The organism is Achromobacter sp. Marseille-Q4962, assembly GCF_943737005.1.
GTDB lineage: Bacteria > Pseudomonadota > Gammaproteobacteria > Burkholderiales > Burkholderiaceae_B > Achromobacter.
The window spans coordinates 1-18,017 of sequence record NZ_CALSFU010000015.1; the positions used below are offsets into that span (position 1 = coordinate 1).

Genomic DNA, 18,017 nt, shown 5'->3' on the forward strand with positions numbered 1-18,017 from the left:
CCGGGATGGCCCGCCCCGGGATGGCCCGCCCCCGGGGCGCGTCCGCATCGGGTAGGGTGAGGGGTTACCCCCTCAGCCCTCCCACACCACCGTACGTGCGGGTCGCCGCCTTCGCCATCGACCTGCCATGCCCTCTGCTGACTTCTGGCCGCACATCCCGTCGCCTTGCGACTCCGGCAGTCGGGTTTGACCCCGGCATACGACCAGATCTCCCCGGGTATTGCGCACCCGCCTTCACGCTCATGCCTGGCGGATTTACGGGCCAGCGTTCCGTACAAGTATCGGGCTTTGACGAATTTGGCCGCCTTGCCCCGCTGACACGCCTCATCCGCTTCCTGTTCGTCAGGCCAGCGCTTTGCCATCCAGCTTCCTTCAGACCCCCGGTCACCCGGGTTGCCCTTGCCTTCGGCTAACGCTTCCCCTTGTCGGGCGAGTAGAGGTCTTCCACCTCCAAGTGGGTGCGCCCTGCCGGGCGCACCAAAGAAAACGGCGCCCCGCAGGGCGCCGTGGCGTTCAATCGCAAGCAGGCTTATTCGGCCTGTTCCGACTGGGGCGCGGCTTCGGCGGCGGCTTGCTGCTGCTCGATGCCGCCGATGGCCTTGATGGACAGGCGCAGGCGGCCCTTGTCGTCGGCCTCGATGACCTTGACGCGGACCTGCTGGCCGACCTTGAGCACGTCGTTGATGTTGGCGATGCGGTAGTTGGCGATTTCGGAGATGTGCAACAGGCCGTCGCGGCCGGGCAGCACCTGCACGATGGCGCCGAAGTCCAGCAGGCGCAGGACCGTGCCGTCGTAGACCTGGCCCACTTCCACGTCGGCGGTCAGTTCGACGATGCGGCGTTGGGCCTCCTTGGCCTGCGCTTCGTCGACGCTGGCGATCACGATGGTGCCGTCGTCGGAGATGTCGATCTGCGTGCCGGTTTCCTCGGTGAGCGCGCGGATGGTGGCGCCGCCCTTGCCGATCACGTCGCGGATCTTCTCGGAGTTGATCTTGATGGTCAGCATGCGCGGGGCGAAGGCCGACAGCTCGTTGCGCGAGCCTTCGAGCGCTTCTTTCATCTTGCCCAGGATGTGCAGGCGGCCTTCGCGGGCCTGGGCCAGCGCCACCTGCATGATTTCCTTGGTGATGCCCTGGATCTTGATGTCCATCTGCAGGGCCGTGACGCCGTTCTCGGTGCCCGCGACCTTGAAGTCCATGTCGCCCAGGTGGTCTTCATCGCCCAGGATGTCGGTGAGGACGGCGAACTTGCCGTTCTCGAGGATGAGGCCCATGGCCACGCCAGCCACGTGATCCTTGACCGGCACGCCGGCGTCCATCATGGCCAGCGAGCCGCCGCAGACCGAAGCCATGGACGAGGAGCCGTTGGACTCGGTGATCTCCGACACGAGGCGGATGGTGTACTGGAAGTCTTCGGGCGCCGGCAGCAGCGGCAACAGCGCGCGCTTGGCCAGGCGGCCGTGGCCGATCTCGCGGCGCTTGGGCACGCCGATGCGGCCCGTTTCGCCGGTGGCGAACGGAGGCATGTTGTAGTGCAGCATGAAGCGGTCGCGGTATTCGCCCATGAGCGCGTCGATGATCTGCTCGTCCTGCTTGGTGCCCAGCGTGGCCACCACCAGCGCCTGCGTCTCGCCGCGGGTGAAAAGCGCGCTGCCGTGCGCGCGGGGCAGCACGCCCAGGCGCACGCTGATCGGGCGCACGGTGCGGGTGTCGCGGCCGTCGATGCGCGGCTCGCCGTTCAGGATCTGGCCGCGCACGATGGCCGATTCCAGCGAAAACAGGATGTTGTCGACGGTGACGCCGTCGGGCGCTTCCTGGCCCTTCTCGGCGGCCTGGGCGGCCAGCTTCTCGGCCACTTCGGCGTAGACTTCGCGCAGCTTGGCCGTGCGGGCCTGCTTCTCGCGGATCTGGTAGGCGGCGTTCAGGCCTTCCTGGGCGGCCGCGGTCACGGCGGCGATCAGGGCCTCGTCCTTGGCGGGAGGCTGCCAGTCCCATTCGGGCTTGCCGGCTTCCTTGACCAGGTCGTGGATGGCGTTGATGACGGCCTGCATCTGCTCGTGGCCGAACACCACGCCGCCCAGCATCACGTCTTCAGGCAGCTGGTCGGCTTCGGATTCCACCATCAGCACGGCGTTCTCGGTGCCGGCCACCACCAGATCCAGCTTGGAGGACTTGAGCTGCGTGGCGGTGGGGTTGAGCACGTACTGGCCGTCGACGTAGCCCACGCGGGCGGCGCCGATCGGGCCGTTGAACGGGATGCCGGAAATCGCCAGGGCGGCCGAAGCGCCGATCATGGCGGCGATGTCGGGATCGATCTCGGGATTGACCGACAGTGTGTGGATGACGACCTGGACTTCGTTGTAGAAGTCTTCGGGGAAGAGCGGGCGCAGCGGACGGTCGATGAGGCGGGAAGTCAGCGTTTCCTTCTCGGAGGGCTTGCCTTCGCGCTTGAAGAAACCGCCAGGAATGCGGCCGGCAGCGTAGGTCTTCTCGATGTAGTCGACCGTCAGCGGGAAGAACGTCTGGCCGGGCTTGGCCTTCTTGGCCGCCACCACGGTGGCCAGCACCACGGTGTCTTCGATGGACACCATCACGGCGCCGGAAGCCTGGCGCGCGATTTCGCCGGTTTCCAGTACGACCGTGTGCTGGCCGTACTGGAAGGATTTTGTCACTTTGTTGAACATGACGAGTATTCCTTGCAAATGAAAAACCGTGGCCGCCGCGACATGCGTCGCACCGGCCACGGTTGCGTCATGGGGAGCCAGCCCCGTCGATCACTTGCGCAGACCGAGTTTTTCGATCAGTGCGCGGTACGAATCGGGATTGCGGCCCTTGAGATAGTCGAGCAGCTTGCGGCGGCGGCTGACCATACGCAGCAGACCGCGGCGCGAGTGATGGTCCTTCATGTGTTCCTTGAAGTGACCGGTCAGTTCGTTGATACGGGCGGTGAGCAGAGCCACCTGGACTTCGGGGGAGCCGGTGTCGCCTTGGGCGCGCTGGAATTGCGCGACGATGTCGGCTTTGTTGATGTCAGCTACAGACATTGATGACCTCTTCGGACATGCGTCAGGGCCGAGGCGCCCTGACGTGGTTGAAAAAATGCTCCGGTGAAACCGAAGCTTACGCCTTGCAGAATCAATTCGTTTGATAAAGCCCGGTGATTATAGCCGATTCGATAAAATTGCCCCAACCGGGTGTCTGCCCGTCCTGCGAGCGGCGCCCGCGCCCTGGAGAAAGCCATGCCAACCTGTAATAAAGTTGCACGATACTCCGCGGCCGCCGCCCTGGCCGCCCTGCTGGCGGCCTGCACCAGCATGGAACAACTGCCGCCCGGCACCCCGCTCGCCCAGGTGGAAACCCAATACGGCCGCCCCAACTTCGAGTGCCCGCTGGCCAATGGCGGGCGGCGCGTGATCTGGACGCAGCAACCCCTGGGCCAGTATGCCTGGGGGGCCAACGTGGGGCCGGACGGCCGGGTGGACCGGATCGTGCCGCTGCTGACCGACGAGCATTTCAGGGTGCTGGATACCGGCAACTGGACGCCCGACCGGGTGCGCTGCGAGTTCGGGCCGCCGGCCGAGATCACGGAAGCCGGGCTGGGCGAGAAGCGCGAAGTGGTGTGGTCTTACCGCTACAAGGAAAACAGCGTCTGGAACTCGCTGATGTACGTCTACATGGGCCGCCAGGGCGACCACGTGACGCACCATCATCCCGGACCGGATCCCATGTACGACGACGAGCGCTTTTTCTGGCGCTGAGCCGGGAACCGGCCGTGGGGGGCGGACTGCCCGCCTGCGGTCCCGCCTTCAGGACGAGTGCCCGCGGCGCTCCTGCTGCAGCCGGCGCGCGCGGTTCCAGCGCCACAGCCAGGTGATCCAGCCCGACAGCCCGTACAGCACGAACAGGCCGAACAGCACCACCGGCGGGTCGCTGGACACGAAGACGAACACCGCGACCACCAGCAGAATGCCCCAGAAGGGCACGCTGCGGCCCAGGGCGAAACTCTTGCCGGAGAAGAACGGCGCGTTGGACACCATGGTGATGCCCGCGTACATGGTGAGCGTGAACGCCACCCACGCCATGACGCTGTCGTGGATGGGCAGCTTGTTGTCCACCGCCAGCCACACGAAGCCGGCGACCAGCGCCGCGGCGGCGGGGCTGGGCAGCCCCTGGAAGTAGCGCTTGTCCACCACCGCGATATTGGTGTTGAAGCGGGCCAGGCGCAGCGCGGCCCCCGCCACGTAGACGAACGCGGCCAGCCAGCCCCAGCGGCCCAGGTCGTTGAGGATCCATTCGTACATGACCAGGGCCGGCGCGACGCCGAAGGAGGTCATGTCGGAAAGCGAGTCGTACTGCTCGCCGAAGGCGGACTGCGTATTGGTGAGCCGCGCAACGCGGCCGTCCATGCCGTCGAGCACCATGGCCACGAAAATGGCGATGGCGGCGACCTCGAAGCGATTGTTCATGGCCTGCACCACCGCGTAGAACCCCGCGAACAGCGCAGCGGTGGTGAACGCGTTGGGCAGCAGATAAATGCTTCGGTGGCGATTCTCGGGATCGCGCATTGAGAAATTGGGCATGAATCTCGGTAACTTCAGACAGACAGTCGAAAGATTAACCCATCTGGCCCTGCTTGCGTGCCGAGGCGGCATGCCCGCGGCAGGCATGCCGCGGGCGATGGCGGCAACGGCGCCGCCCGCGGGCGGCGCCGGCGCGCATCAGTTCTTGGACTTGTCCACCAGCTTGTTGGCGGCGATCCAGGGCATCATGGCGCGCAGCTTGCCGCCCACCTGCTCGATCTGCGATTCCGCGTTGATGCGGCGGCGCGAGGTCAGCGTCGGGGCGCCGGCGGCGTTTTCCAGGATGAACTTCTTGGCGTATTCGCCCGTCTGGATGTCCTTCAGGCACTGGCGCATGGCCTTGCGGGTTTCTTCCGTGACGATCTTCGGGCCGGTTTCGTACTCGCCGAACTCGGCGTTGTTCGAGATCGAGTAGTTCATGTTGGCGATGCCGCCTTCGTAGATCAGGTCCACGATCAGCTTGAGCTCGTGCAGGCACTCGAAATAGGCCATTTCGGGCGCGTAGCCGGCTTCCACCAGCGTGTCGAAACCGGCCTTGATGAGCTCGACGGTGCCGCCGCACAGCACGGCCTGTTCGCCGAACAGGTCGGTTTCGGTTTCTTCGCGGAAGTTGGTCTCGATGATGCCGGCGCGGCCGCCGCCGTTGGCGCTGGCGTACGACAGGGCCACGTCGCGCGCGGCGCCGGACTTGTCCTGGTAGACCGCCACCAGGTGCGGCACGCCGCCGCCCTGCTTGTAGGTGTTGCGCACGGTGTGGCCCGGGGCCTTGGGCGCGATCATGATGACATCGATGTCTTCGCGCGGCACGACCTGGCCGTAGTGCACGTTGAAGCCGTGGGCGAACGCCAGGGCGGCGCCGGGCTTGATGTTGGCGTGCACTTCCTTGTTGTAGACGGCGGCGATGTTCTCGTCGGGCAGCAGCATCATGACGATGTCGGCCGACTTGACGGCCTCGGCCACTTCCTTGACTTCCAGGCCGGCGTTGGCGGCCTTGTTCCACGAGGCGCCGCCCTTGCGCAGGCCGACCACGACCTTGACGCCCGAGTCGTTCAGGTTCTGCGCATGGGCGTGGCCCTGCGAGCCGTAGCCGATGATGGCGACGGTCTTGCCCTTGACGAGGGAGAGGTCGCAGTCTTTGTCGTAGAAAACTTTCATGTTGTGCTCCAGATTCCGTAATTCGGTTATTTGATTGATTTCAGGGGTAGGGTGCGGCGGGTCCGGCGCGCCCGGTGGGCGCCGCCGGTCAAATCTTCAGGATCCGTTCGCCGCGCCCGATGCCGGACACGCCGGTGCGCACGGTTTCCAGGATGGCGCTGCGGTCCAGGGCCTCGAGGAAGGCCTGGACCTTTTCCTGCACCCCCGTGAGTTCGATGGTGTAGGACTTGTCGGTAACGTCGATGATGCGGCCGCGGAAGATGTCGGCCATGCGCTTCATTTCCTCGCGCTCCTTGCCGACGGCGCGCACCTTGACGAGCATGAGCTCGCGCTCGATGTGGGCGCCTTCGGTCAGGTCCACCACTTTCACCACGTCCACCAGGCGGTTCAGGTGCTTGGTGATCTGCTCGATGATCTCGTCGGAACCGGTGGTCACGATGGTCATGCGCGACAGCGTGGCGTCCTCGGTGGGCGCGACGGTCAGGGTTTCGATGTTGTAGCCCCGCGCGGAAAACAGGCCGACCACGCGCGACAACGCGCCGGGTTCGTTTTCCAGGAGGACGGAAATCACGTGCTTCATGGGGTGGGCCTCCTCACAGGTCTTCAGAGCCGAGCAGCATTTCGGTCAGCCCGCGGCCGGCCTTCACCATGGGCCACACGTTTTCCGTGCGGTCGGTGATGAAGTCCAGGAAGACCAGGCGGTCCTTGTGCTTCTTGAATGCTTCGCGCAGCGCCGGCTCGACGTCGGCCGGGCGCTCGATGCGCAGCCCCACGTGCCCGTAGGCTTCGGCCAGCCGGACGAAATCGGGCAGCGAATCCATGTACGACTCGGAATAGCGCGAGCCGTAGTCGATCTGTTGCCACTGGCGGACCATGCCCAGGAAGCGGTTGTTGAGGCAGACGATCTTGGGCGTCAGCCGGTACTGGTGGCAGGTCGAGAGCTCCTGGATGTTCATCTGGATGGAAGCCTCGCCCGTGATGACGGCCACGTCCGCGCCCGGATTGGCCATCTGCACGCCCATGGCGTAGGGCAGCCCCACGCCCATGGTGCCAAGGCCGCCGGAATTGATCCAGCGGCGCGGCTTGTCGAACTTGTAGTACTGCGCGGCCCACATCTGGTGCTGGCCCACGTCGGAGGTGACGAAGGCATCGCCGCCCGTGACTTCCCAGAGCTTTTCCACCACGAACTGCGGCTTGATGACCTCGCTGGAGTTGGCGTACTTCAGGCATTCCTTGCCGCGCCAGGCCTCGATCTGCTCCCACCACTTGGCGATGGAGGCCGGCTTGTGCTCGGCCGCGGCGATCTCGTACTGGGCGCTGAGATCGGCCAGCACGTCTTTCACGTTGCCCACGATGGGCACGTCCACGCGCACGCGCTTGGAAATGGAAGACGGGTCGATGTCGATGTGGATGATCTTGCGGGCATTCTGCGCGAAATGCCGGGGATTGCCGATCACCCGGTCGTCGAAGCGCGCGCCGATGGCCAGCAGCACGTCGCAGTGCTGCATGGCCATGTTGGCCTCGTAGGTGCCGTGCATGCCGGGCATGCCCACGAACTGGCCGCTGCTGGCCGGATAGCCGCCCAGGCCCATCAGAGTGCTGGTGCACGGCGCGCCGAGCTGCGAGACGAGCTTGTTCAATTCCGGCGCGGCGTTGGAGAGGATCACGCCGCCGCCGGTGTAGATCATGGGGCGCTCGGCCGACAGCAGCATCTGCACGGCTTTCTTGATCTGCCCCTGGTGCCCCTTGGTGACGGGCGCGTAGGAACGCATCGCGATCTCGCCCTTGGGCGGCGCGTACTTGCACTGCGCCACGGTGACGTCCTTGGGGATGTCCACCAGCACCGGGCCGGGACGGCCGGTGCGCGCGATGTAGAACGCGCGGCGCATGGTCTCGGCCAGGTCTTTCACGTCGCGCACCAGGAAGTTGTGCTTGACGCAGGGACGCGTGATGCCGACGGTGTCGCACTCCTGGAAGGCGTCTTCGCCGATGGCCGCAGTGGGCACCTGCCCGCTGATGATGACCATGGGAATGGAGTCCATGTACGCCGTGGCGATGCCGGTGACGGCGTTGGTCACGCCGGGGCCGCTGGTCACGATGCACACGCCCACCTTTTGCGAGGCGCGCGAATACGCATCGGCGGCATGCACGGCAGCCTGCTCGTGGCGCACCAGGATGTGCTGGAATTTGTCCTGCTTGAAAATCGCGTCGTAGATGTAGAGCACCGCGCCGCCGGGGTAGCCGAAAACGTGTTCCACGCCTTCTTCGGCCAGGCAGCGCACGACGATATCGGCGCCATTGAGTTCCATGTTGTGTTTCCTTTCTGTACCGGCTCTGCAACCCTGGCTGCTGCCCGCCCGGATACGGCGGCAACGGAACCCATGCCGGCTGCGGCAACATGATCCGGCGCTTAGCGGCTCACGGAGCCACGCCACCCGGACACCCTGCCGACCCGACACACGCTCGCCAGAACGCAGTGCTCGCGCCCCTGGGGGACGCTGGAGGTCGAAATGGAAGCCTTGGCAACACACGCTTGTGGCGCGGCCAACGGCAGGTATCGCTGCTGCGGAAAAGGCCGGGAGGTGACCCGGAACCACCGCCTCATCGCGCCGGTTTCGGATAGTCAGCCCGGCGCAGGTGGACGACTTTACCGCGTTGCGTCATCGGGAGCAAATCGGCCGCCGCCGCGCCGCTCGCGGCGGCGCGCGCCCATCCGGCCCTGAATAGCGGCGGCCGGCTTTTGCGCCGCGGCATGCCGTCGCCGGACGCGGGCTGCCGCCCGGCCCCGTCCGGGCCGCCCGCGCGAAAACCGCTGCCGCGCCGGCCGCAAGCCGGCGGCCGGTCTATATACTTGTGCCGTCCCGTCGACGCGAGCCGCCGCTTATGGATTTGCGCATTGCCAGCATTCGCCGCTTCCTCTACAGCCACTATTTCTTCGGAGGAGTGCGCCAGGGCGTCGGCATGCTGCTGCCCGTGCTGGTCGTGGGGGGCCTGCTCGGCCACTACACCACGGGGCTGGTCGCCACCTTCGGCGCCCAGTGCCTGGCCATCATCGACCAGCCGGGCGGGCCGCACCGGCACCGCATCAACGAAATGCTGGGCGGCGCCCTGCTGGGCACCTTCACCGTCATCGTCACCGGGCTGGCCTCCACCTACCCGCTGATGCTGTGGCTGGTGGTCATCGCGCAGTGCTTCGCCTATTCCATGTTCACGGTGTTCGGCAAGCGCGGCGGGCTGATCGGCTTCGCCGGCCTGCTCCTCATGACGCTCACCATGCACTCGCCGCTCGAACCCGACGAGGTGCTGGCCCACGCGGCCGCCACGCTGGGCGGCGCGCTGTTCTACGTGGCGTTCAGCCTGGGCTTCAGCCGCCTGCTGTGGCTGCGCGAAGAGCAGCAGGCCATGTCGGTGGCGCTCTTCGCCACCGCCGACTACGTGGCCGCGCGCGCCGCCTTCTACGACGAAACCACCGATCTGGACGAGTGCTACCGCGACGTGATCCAGCGCCAGTCCGTCATGACGGAAAAGCACCAGGCCGCGCGCGACATGGTGCTGCGCGCGCTGCCGCGCGGCAAGGGCGTGGGCGACCGGCGCCGCGTCATGCTGTGGAACATGTTCGTGGACATGCTCCAGCTGCTGGACACCCTGGTGGCCACGCATACCGACTACGCGGCCCTGCGCCGCACCCTGGCGGGCAACGACTGCCTGATCTTCATGCGCGACGCCCTGGTGAAGATGTCGCTGGAGCTCAACCGCATCGCGCTGGACGTTTCGCGCGGCAGGCAGGTGCAGTACCGCAGCAGCGCCAAGGCGGAACTGCGCGCCATCGAATACGAAATCGAGCAGCTGAGACAGCAGGGGCTGGGCGAGCGCGAGCCGGAAATGCTCGCGCTCATCATCCAGGTGCTGCGCCGGCTGCGCAATTCGGCGCGCATCGTCGACCGGCTGGCCGACCACACGGCGGCCTCGCCCGACGCCAAGCCCACCGACACCCTGCGCATCAACAAGTCGCTCACGCGGTTCATTTCGCGGCAGGAGTTCCGCTTCGGCCTCATCACCAGCAACCTGCGCCTGGACTCGCCGCACTTCCGCTACGCGCTGCGCGTGACGGCGGCGGCGGCCATCGCCATGACGCTGGCCAGCCGCTGGCTGTCGCCCGCCTTCTCGGCGCACAACTACTGGATCATGCTGACCATCATCATCATCATGAAGCCGGGGTTCGCGCTGACCCGCCAGCGCAACGGCTGGCGCCTGATGGGCACCCTCATCGGCTGCCTGTGCGCACTGCTGCTGTTCAACTTCACCGCCCGCCCCGCCGTCCTGTTCGCCGCGCTGCTGGGCGCGTGCATCATGGGCAACAGCCTGGTCCAGCTCAATTACATGGCCAGCGCCATCTTCAACACCCTGTTCGTGGTGCTGGTGTTCCACTTCGTGTCGCCGGGAACCGTCTCGCTCGACGTGATCGGCGAGCGCGCGCTGGACACCCTGCTGGGCTGCGCGCTGGCCCTGGTGTGCAGCTACATCCTGCCGTGGTGGGAAGCGCGCTATCTCAAGCCGCTGGCCGCGGCGGCCACGCGCGCCAATCGCGAGTACCTGCTGGCCGGCCTGCGCTACGTGGAGGCCATGCAGGCGCATGGCGCGCCGGTGGGGCGTTCCGCTGCCGACACGCCCGCCGTCAGCGAAGCCGACATCGCCTGGCGCCTGGCGCGCAAGAACGTGCACATCGCCTTCAGCAACTTCGCCGAGGCGTTCTACCGCATGATGAGCGAGCCCAAGTCGCACCAGGTCAACGTGCCGGAACTGAACAACCTGCTGATCCAGAACCACGTGCTCGCCTCGCAGATCACGGCGGCGATCCCGATCCTGGCCGCCCTGCCCGCCACGCCGGAGCCCGTGGCCCGGGCGCTGGCCGGCATGGCCGAGCAACTGGACGAGAACCAGCCCGACCCCCGCCCCCAGCAGCCCGCCCTCGACACCTCGGGCGAGCTGGCGGCGCTGGCCTATCCGCTCAAGCAGATGCTGAGAGCCGCCCACATGATCCGTCAGGAGCTGATGGCCCTGGACGACCCGCTGCATGCCCGGCCACGCCCGGCCGCCGCCTGACGAGCGCCGGCCCCGCCGGGCTCAGGCCTTGCGGCGGAACACCAGCTTGTCGGGCGACGACGCCCCGGCGTCGTAGGCGTAGCCCTCCAGGTCGAAGCCCTGCAGCCCTTCGGGCCTGGACACCTTGTGCAGGATGGCATAGCGGGCCATGAGGCCGCGCGCGCGCTTGGCGTGGAAGCTGATGACTTTCCAGGCCCCGCTCTTCCAGTCCTGGAACACGCACTGCACCACGCGCGCCTTCAGCGTCTTCAGGTCCACCGACTTGAAATACTCTTCGGACGCCAGATTGACGATCACCGGCGTCTTGTCGCCCTGCAGGCGTTCGTTGAGGTATTCGGCAATGGTGCTGCCCCAGTACTCGTACAGGTTCCTGCCCTTGGGCGTGACCAGCCGCGTGCCCATTTCCAGGCGGTAGGGCTGCATCAGGTCGAGCGGACGCAGCACGCCGTACAGGCCGCTCAGGATGGCGACGTGCTCCTGCGCCCAGTCGAGCTGCCTGGCCGACAGCGTGGAAGCTTCCAGCCCTTCGTATACGTCGCCATTGAAGGCGAGCACGGCAGGGCGGGAGTTTTCCTGGGTGAAGCTGCGCTTCCAGTGCGCGTAGCGCTGCGCGTTGAGTTCGGACAACGCCGGGCTCAGGCTCATGAGCTCGCCGATTTCCTCGGCGGACTTGGTCTTGAGCACCTTGATGAGCGCGGCGGCCTGGTCCACGAACAGGGGCTGGGTATGCGCCTGCACGTGCAGCGGCGAATCGTAGTCCAGCTTCTTGGCGGGAGAGAGCAAAAACAGCATGGGGTTCGTTTCCTTGTCAGCGCGCCGTCCAGCCGCCGTCGACGGAGATGGTGGTGCCGGTAATCTGCGCGGCGGCTTCGGAAGCCAGGAACACGGCCGTGCCGCCCAGTTGTTCCGGCGTCACGAATTGCAGCGACGGCTGTTTTTCGCCCAACAGCTCGCGGGCGGCGGTTTCCTGGTCCACGCCGTTTTGCCCGGCGAGGGCCGTGATCTGTTTCTCGACCAGGGGCGTGCGCACCCAGCCCGGGCAGATAGCGTTGGCGGTAATGCCCTGGCCGGCGGTTTCGAGCGCCGTTACCTTCGTGAAACCCACCACGCCGTGCTTGGCCGCCACATAAGCGGACTTGTTCACCGAGGCAACCAGCCCGTGCGCGGAGGCAATGTTGATGATGCGGCCCCAGCCCTGCTTCTTCATGTGGGGCAGCGCGGCGGCGGTGCCGTGGAACACGGCGGACAGGTTCAGCGCGATGATGGCGTCCCACTTCTCGACGGGAAATTCCTCGATCGGGGCCGTGTGCTGGATGCCGGCATTGTTCACCAGGATGTCGATGCGGCCGAGCTGCTTCACGGCGTTGTCGATGAGGCCGCGCACGGCCTCGCCGCGCGAGAGGTCGGCACCGTCGTACACCACCTTCACCCCGTGCCGGTCCGCCAGCCCGGCGCGCACTTTCTCGATCTCGGCGGCGTCGCCGAATCCGTTGAGCACGATGTCGGCGCCCTGCTGCGCGAAGGCCGTGGCGATGCCCAGGCCGATTCCGCTGGTGGAACCCGTGACGACTGCGACTTTTCCTTTGAGCATGAGAATTCTCCTGTCTGGCGCAAGAAACGGGCATCAGTGTAGCGGGCCCGGGACGGCACAATAATGCCACGACCGCGCGCGCCGGGGTGGCGGGCGGCTCAGGAGGAAGGCGGCCCGCCCTCCTCCTTGCCGGCCGGCGCCCGCGGCGGCGCGGGCAGGTCGGCCATGCCGCCCATGCTCTCCGGCAACCGCTCCAGCAGCTTGATCAGCATGGGCACCACGCCCATCGACACCGCCACCACCATGGAAAGCACGTCGCGCTGCACTTGGTTCACCAGGTGGTTGTCCCAGGCTTCATTGAAAATCGCGAAACTGAACTCGCCGCCCTGCGCCAGCACCATGGCGAACAGCAGCCGGTGATAGCGCGGCAGGCCCAGCAGCCGCGCGAGCCCGTACAGCAGCGCGCCCTTGATGAGCAGCAGTGCGGCCACGCCCACCAGGATGAAGCGCCAGTAGTCTTCCACCACCCGCAGGTTGACCGACATGCCGATCGACAGGAAGAACAGCCCCAGGAGCAGCCCCTTGAACGGCTCGATGGACGCCTCCAGCCGGTCGCGGTAGCGCGATTCCGCCATGAACACGCCCGCCAGAAAGCCGCCCAGGCCCGCCGACAGCCCGGCAAAGTCGAACAACTGGGCGGCCCCCACCACCAGCAGCAGCGCCGCCGCCGTAAATAGCTCGGGCAGCCTGGCCTTGTCGGCCCAGCTCAGCATCTTCAGGCGGTGCCCGACGGCCAGCACCGCCACGGCCACCAGCGCCATGGTGAACGAGGGCGCCGACGTGCCGTCCGAACCCAGCAGCCCCGCCGCCAGCAGCATGGGAATCGCCGCCATGTCCTGGAACAGCAGAATGCCCAGCGCCGACCGCCCCAGCGGCGCCCGGGTCAGGCCGCGCTCGTCCAGCAGCCGCAGCGCCACCGCCGTGGACGACAGCGCCAGCGACAGCCCGCAGATGACCGCGCCCTGCCACGGCATGCCGGCCAGGTGCCGCAGCGCCATCCCCAACGCCACGCCCAGCACCAGCCCGCAGGCCAGCATCTGCATCGCGCCCAGCGCGAACACTTCCATCCGCATCGCCCACAGCCGCCGCGGCGCCAGCTCCAGCCCGATCACGAACAGCATCATCACCACGCCCCACTGGGACACGTTGACGATGGTGTTCACGTCCGTGACGAGCTTCAGGCACGACGGCCCCACCAGCAGGCCGGCCAGCAGGTAGCCGGGTATGGCGCCCAGACCGAGCACCTGTGTCAGGGGCACGCAGATGACGGCGGCAAGCAGGAGAATGAGGATCAGGTCCATGGCGCGTCCCGGCGAAAGGAAGGCACAGCGGAAGAAGAGGCACGAGCGCATTCTGCGGCATGCAGCCGCCGGCGCGAAAGCCGTCCGCGGGCCCCGGCCCCGCCCGGTGTGGCTTTTCCGACAAGCCAGGCCGGGCGCGCGCGAATTCTTTACACGCCTTCCAAAATTGCTGTATAGTTACTGGCTTAGCTGCTTTGCGTGCGCAGGCTCACCGACCAAGAGCCTGACCGCGGAAACGGCTTCGGGATTTGCGCCGCTGTTTCTCTTGCAAGGTACAAGAGCAAGGTACAAGGCGCGCTTGCCGGATCCGCCATGCCGCCCGCAAAATCCAGCCACGGAGAGGTGGCAGAGTGGTCGAATGTACCTGACTCGAAATCAGGCGTACGGTTTCCCCGTACCGTGGGTTCGAATCCCACCCTCTCCGCCAGTTGCACGTCCAACGGCGTCCGGCCGAATCCAGAAAACCCGCACCAGCCAAGGCTCTGCGGGTTTTTTCTTGCCCGATGCGCCCCCCATCCCTTGCCCTCCCACTCAAGAGAGCCAGGCATCCGAGCCCACTGAGCAGCATGCCTTTCTGGCCGCGCTCAAAACGCTGTTGCGCCCGGCGCACTCCCCGGCGCGGCCTGGACGGCGGGCTTGGCCTGCGTGTCCACCTGGAGCCGGAAGACGTCGGGCCGCGCGTAGTGGCCCGACACGTCGAAATCGTATTTGCCGCGCAGGATCTGGTTCGGATCGATGTCGGCGTAGAGGATAGTCTCGCCGGCATAGTCGGGCCCGGCCAGGATCTGGCCCAGCGGGTCGATGATGGCGCTGCCGCCGCGCATCAGCACGGTTTCCGGCGCGTCGCCGAGGGCGCATTCGAAATCCTCGGGATAGGCGTCGCGGCGCAGGTGCTGGCATGCCGTGAGCACGTAGCAGCGGCCTTCGAGCGCGATGTGGCGCATGCTGGGGATCCAGGTGTCGCGGTCGTCGGCGGTGGGCGCGCAATACAGCGCGACGCCCTGGCTGTACATGTACATGCGCAGCATGGGCATGTAGTTTTCCCAGCAGATGACGGCGCCGATGCGGCCGTAGGGCGTGTCGATGACGGGCAGGGTGGAGCCGTCGCCGAAGCCCCAGATCAGCCGCTCGCCCGCGGTGGGCATGAGCTTGCGGTGCTTGCCCGCCAGGCCGCGGTGTCCGTTGAAATACAGCGCGGTGCAGTACAGGGTGCCGCCATCGGCCTCGATGCAGCCCAGCACCACGACGCTGTCGGTGTCGATGGCGGCCTGGGCGATGATCGCGACTTCGTCGCCGTCCAGGCGGACGGCCTGGCGGTGATAACTGGCGTAAGCGTCCCGCCCTTCGGGCTTGCGCATGCCGATGGGCGCGCCGAAGGTGTTGCCCTTGGGATAGCCGCCCAGGAAGGCTTCCGGAAACACCAGCACTTTCGCGCCCTGCCCGGCGGCCTCGTGGATCAGCGCGGCCGCCTTGCGCGCGCACGCGATGCTGTCGGTGGGAATCGAGGCCGCCTGGATGACGGCCGCCTTGAACGTCTGCGGCATGGTTGTCTCGCTCCTGAGGGTCCATGTTGGAGATTCCGGCCGATGGCCTGGACCATGCATGGCGCCACCGGACCGTGCTCCATGGTAACAACGGCCGCGGCGGGAGGAGAATGAAGAACGGCGGCGGCTGCCGCGTCAGGCCGCCTGCGCCCGGGCCGGACGGACCGCCCCCGCGCCATGCCGGCGGTAGAAGCGGATGAAGTCGCCGGCCTCCATGGGCTTGCCGAACAGCCAGCCCTGGCCCAGGTCGACGTCGCGGGCCTTGAGGTAGTCGGCCTGCTCCTGATGCTCGATGCCTTCGGCGACGATTTTCAGGCGCAGGGACTTGGCCATTTCGATGACGTGGTCGGTGACGTTGTGGGTGGCGGAGTCGGTGCCGATGGTGTCGACGAAGGATTTGTCGATCTTCAGCGCGTCCAGCGGCAGGCGCTGCAGGTACGAGAGGCTGGAATAGCCGGTGCCGAAGTCGTCGATGGCGATGATGTGGCCGAGCTCCCGGGCCTCCATGATCGTGGCGCGCGCCCGCTCCACGTCGAGAAAGCCGGCCTCGGTGGCTTCCAGCCATATCTGTTGCGGCGCGATGCCGGTGTCGCGCAGCATTTCGTGCAGGGCATGCAGGGAGCCGAGGTCTTTCATGTCGCCCGCGCTCAGGTTGATGGCGATGTGCGCGTTGCGGTCGCGGGCCAGCAGATCGCCCATGTCGCGGATGGCCAGGCGGAACACCTCGCGCGTGATGTCGGTAATGAGGCCATGGGCCTCGGCCACGGGGATGAACTGGTCGGGCCGCAGCAAGGCGCGGCCCGGGCGCGCCCAGCGCACCAGGGCTTCCGCGCCGACGCACGTGCCGGCGCGCAGGTCCATGATGGGCTGGTAATGCAGGACGAATTCGCGGCGGCGAATGGCGATGGCCAGCTCTCCCCGCAGCGACAGGCGCCAGCACGAAAGCCAGACGACGAGCGCGATCAGGACGGCCGAGGCGACGGCGCCCAGGGGCAGCCACAGCCAGTGTTCGCGGCGCAACGCGGCCAGAGCCTCGCTCTGCGGTTCGAGCATGACCACGGCCAGGTCGCTGCTGCGCGCGACCGAGGTCAGGTAGTCTTCCTCCAGCCGCAGCGTGCCTCCGCCCAGGGCCTGGGCCACCAGCACCAGATCGGGATTGGCCACCGAACCCAGCAGGCCCACGCCCGGCAACACCAGCGCGAGCTGCACGCCGTCGGGCAGCACCACGTCGGTGAAGCGGCCCGGTTCGATCAGGGCGCTGTAGGCGCCGTCGCGCACGGCCACCATGCGCAGCGCGGCGCTGACCACCGGCACGGCGTCGAGCTTGAGGCTGGCGCCGCTGGACAGCTTGAGGTCGGGCGGCGCCAGCGACGTCTGCGCATCGGGCACGCCCCAGGTGGTGCATCGCACCAGGCCGCCCTCGACGTATGCGATCTCGTCGATGGCGCGGTCGCGCAGCGCCAGGGTCTGCATGTGCCGCACGTGCTGCCGGCTGCAAGGCTCCAGCGCGAGAGCGTTGAGCCCGCGCAGCGCGGCCGCCGTATTGTCCAGCACGCCTTGCGCGTGGGCGCGCACGCGCTCGGCCTGGTTATCGAGGTGATGCTGCTCCTGGGCGACGGCGCGGCTCCAGGACATGTGCAGGACAAAGCCGATGGGGAGCGGGGCTCCCGCGGCGGCCAGGATTACGGTTATTCCGATTACATACTTGCGCGTCATCGACGCTCGTCCCCAGGATTTTCGCAGCGACGGCGAAAGTCATACCTTTTTACACTTTTTCATGCGTCCGAGTAAGGCAATTTTGCCGCCTCGCGCATCCTGGAAAACCAGGGAAATACCGGATGGCGCGGCGTCCCGGCGTTGCGGCCCGGCCGACGGCAGTCCGGGGGCAGGCTCCATGTCCTGGTTTTTTATTTCATTCATGGTTCTTTTTGCTGGGCCATGCGTCGGCCTACGCTGCAAGCCTCTCGGTTTTGATCGGTGACCTGTCATGCAAGAAAGAATTTTCCTCGCCGGCGCCACCGGCGCCATCGGCACGGCGCTCATCCCGCTGCTTCGCGCGGCCGGCTACGAGGTATACGGCAGCACCCGGCATGCGGACCGGGCCGCCCGGCTGGAAACGGCAGGCGTGCACCCGGTGGTGGTGGATGTGTTCGACGCCGAGGCGCTTGCCGTCGCGCTGATGCGCATCCGCCCGGCCAGCATCATGCACCAGTTGACGGATCTGGCCACGCTGCACGACCCCGCCCGGGCCGCCGAGACGGCGCGCCGCAACGCGCGCATCCGTGAAACCGGCACGCGCAACCTGGTCCATGCGGCGAGCCAGGCGGGCGCCGTTGGCATGGTGGCGCAAAGCATCAACTGGATCTATGCGCCCGATGCGCCGCGCCCCTGCGACGAAACGGCCCCGCTGGACCTGAATGCCACGGGCGACCGGCGGGTCAGCGTGCTGGGCGCGGCGGCGCTGGAGCGGCAGGTGCTGCAGGCGCCCGGCCTGCGCGGCACGGTGCTGCGCTACGGACGGCTGTATGGGCCGGGCACCGGCGTCAAGGCGCGGCCCGTGTCCAACGGGCTGCACGTGAACGAAGCGGCCAGGGCCGCGCTTGCCGCGCTGCGGTATACGGGCGGCGGCGTCTTCAACATTGCCGAGGACGAAGTAGAAGTCAGTTGCGCCCGCGCGCATGCGATGCTGGGCTGGCGCCCCGCCGGAGCGGCGCCTGCCGGCGCAGGCTGACCCCGCCGCCCGC

General features: G+C 67.1%; 14 protein-coding genes and 1 tRNA gene. 4 read left to right on the top strand and 11 right to left on the bottom strand.

Annotated features, from left to right (window positions below):
- Positions 1–529: 529 nt before the first annotated feature.
- Both pnp and rpsO read right to left on the bottom strand, forming a co-directional pair.
- A complete protein-coding gene (gene pnp / locus NGJ44_RS14430) occupies positions 530–2,683 on the bottom strand; it encodes a polyribonucleotide nucleotidyltransferase (protein ID WP_251864365.1) in 2,154 nt (717 codons plus the stop codon).
- A gap of 90 nt (positions 2,684–2,773) precedes the next feature.
- Positions 2,774–3,043, bottom strand: a complete 270-nt coding sequence (rpsO, locus tag NGJ44_RS14435; RefSeq protein ID WP_053246178.1) for a 30S ribosomal protein S15 — start codon at positions 3,041–3,043, stop codon at positions 2,774–2,776.
- Between the two features lie 195 nt (positions 3,044–3,238).
- On the opposite strand from rpsO, the gene NGJ44_RS14440 reads away from it, so the two are divergent.
- Positions 3,239–3,757: a hypothetical protein gene (locus tag NGJ44_RS14440; RefSeq protein ID WP_053246177.1), complete on the top strand. Its 519-nt coding sequence runs from the start codon at positions 3,239–3,241 to the stop codon at positions 3,755–3,757.
- A gap of 48 nt (positions 3,758–3,805) precedes the next feature.
- On the opposite strand, the gene pssA is transcribed toward NGJ44_RS14440, so the two are convergent.
- The 4 genes from pssA to NGJ44_RS14460 all read right to left on the bottom strand — a co-directional run bounded on the left by pssA (position 3,806) and on the right by NGJ44_RS14460 (position 8,097).
- A complete protein-coding gene (gene pssA / locus NGJ44_RS14445; protein WP_053246176.1) occupies positions 3,806–4,579 on the bottom strand; it encodes a CDP-diacylglycerol--serine O-phosphatidyltransferase in 774 nt (257 codons plus the stop codon).
- Positions 4,580–4,717: 138 nt separating this feature from the next.
- A complete protein-coding gene (gene ilvC, locus NGJ44_RS14450; RefSeq protein ID WP_053246175.1) occupies positions 4,718–5,734 on the bottom strand; it encodes a ketol-acid reductoisomerase in 1,017 nt (338 codons plus the stop codon).
- A gap of 88 nt (positions 5,735–5,822) precedes the next feature.
- Entirely contained in the window at positions 5,823–6,314 is a 492-nt protein-coding gene (gene ilvN / locus NGJ44_RS14455; RefSeq protein WP_053246174.1) for an acetolactate synthase small subunit, read from the bottom strand.
- Positions 6,315–6,327: 13 nt separating this feature from the next.
- Positions 6,328–8,097: an acetolactate synthase 3 catalytic subunit gene (locus tag NGJ44_RS14460; RefSeq protein ID WP_255352277.1), complete on the bottom strand. Its 1,770-nt coding sequence runs from the start codon at positions 8,095–8,097 to the stop codon at positions 6,328–6,330.
- A gap of 520 nt (positions 8,098–8,617) precedes the next feature.
- Here NGJ44_RS14460 and NGJ44_RS14465 point away from each other — a divergent pair.
- Positions 8,618–10,837, top strand: a complete 2,220-nt coding sequence (locus NGJ44_RS14465; RefSeq protein WP_251864366.1) for an FUSC family protein — start codon at positions 8,618–8,620, stop codon at positions 10,835–10,837.
- 21 nt (positions 10,838–10,858) lie between these two features.
- On the opposite strand, the gene yaaA is transcribed toward NGJ44_RS14465, so the two are convergent.
- From yaaA to NGJ44_RS14480, 3 genes are all read right to left on the bottom strand, one after another.
- Positions 10,859–11,629, bottom strand: coding sequence for a peroxide stress protein YaaA (gene yaaA, locus NGJ44_RS14470; RefSeq protein WP_053246330.1), 771 nt, complete (start codon positions 11,627–11,629; stop codon positions 10,859–10,861).
- A gap of 16 nt (positions 11,630–11,645) precedes the next feature.
- On the bottom strand, positions 11,646–12,428 hold the full coding sequence (locus tag NGJ44_RS14475) for a 3-hydroxybutyrate dehydrogenase (RefSeq protein WP_053246331.1): 783 nt from the start codon (positions 12,426–12,428) through the stop codon (positions 11,646–11,648).
- A gap of 98 nt (positions 12,429–12,526) precedes the next feature.
- Positions 12,527–13,729: a cation:proton antiporter domain-containing protein gene (locus tag NGJ44_RS14480; protein WP_053246335.1), complete on the bottom strand. Its 1,203-nt coding sequence runs from the start codon at positions 13,727–13,729 to the stop codon at positions 12,527–12,529.
- Positions 13,730–14,065: 336 nt separating this feature from the next.
- Here NGJ44_RS14480 and NGJ44_RS14485 point away from each other — a divergent pair.
- Positions 14,066–14,156 (top strand) — tRNA-Ser (locus NGJ44_RS14485).
- Positions 14,157–14,313: 157 nt separating this feature from the next.
- Here NGJ44_RS14485 and NGJ44_RS14490 read toward each other — a convergent pair.
- On the bottom strand, positions 14,314–15,273 hold the full coding sequence (locus tag NGJ44_RS14490; RefSeq protein WP_053246332.1) for a carbon-nitrogen hydrolase family protein: 960 nt from the start codon (positions 15,271–15,273) through the stop codon (positions 14,314–14,316).
- 135 nt (positions 15,274–15,408) lie between these two features.
- A complete protein-coding gene (locus NGJ44_RS14495) occupies positions 15,409–16,908 on the bottom strand; it encodes an EAL domain-containing protein (RefSeq protein WP_251864367.1) in 1,500 nt (499 codons plus the stop codon).
- 352 nt (positions 16,909–17,260) lie between these two features.
- Between NGJ44_RS14495 and NGJ44_RS14500 the strand changes: the two genes are divergently transcribed.
- On the top strand, positions 17,261–18,004 hold the full coding sequence (locus tag NGJ44_RS14500) for an NAD-dependent epimerase/dehydratase family protein (protein WP_251864368.1): 744 nt from the start codon (positions 17,261–17,263) through the stop codon (positions 18,002–18,004).
- The last annotated feature ends 13 nt before the right edge of the window (positions 18,005–18,017 follow it).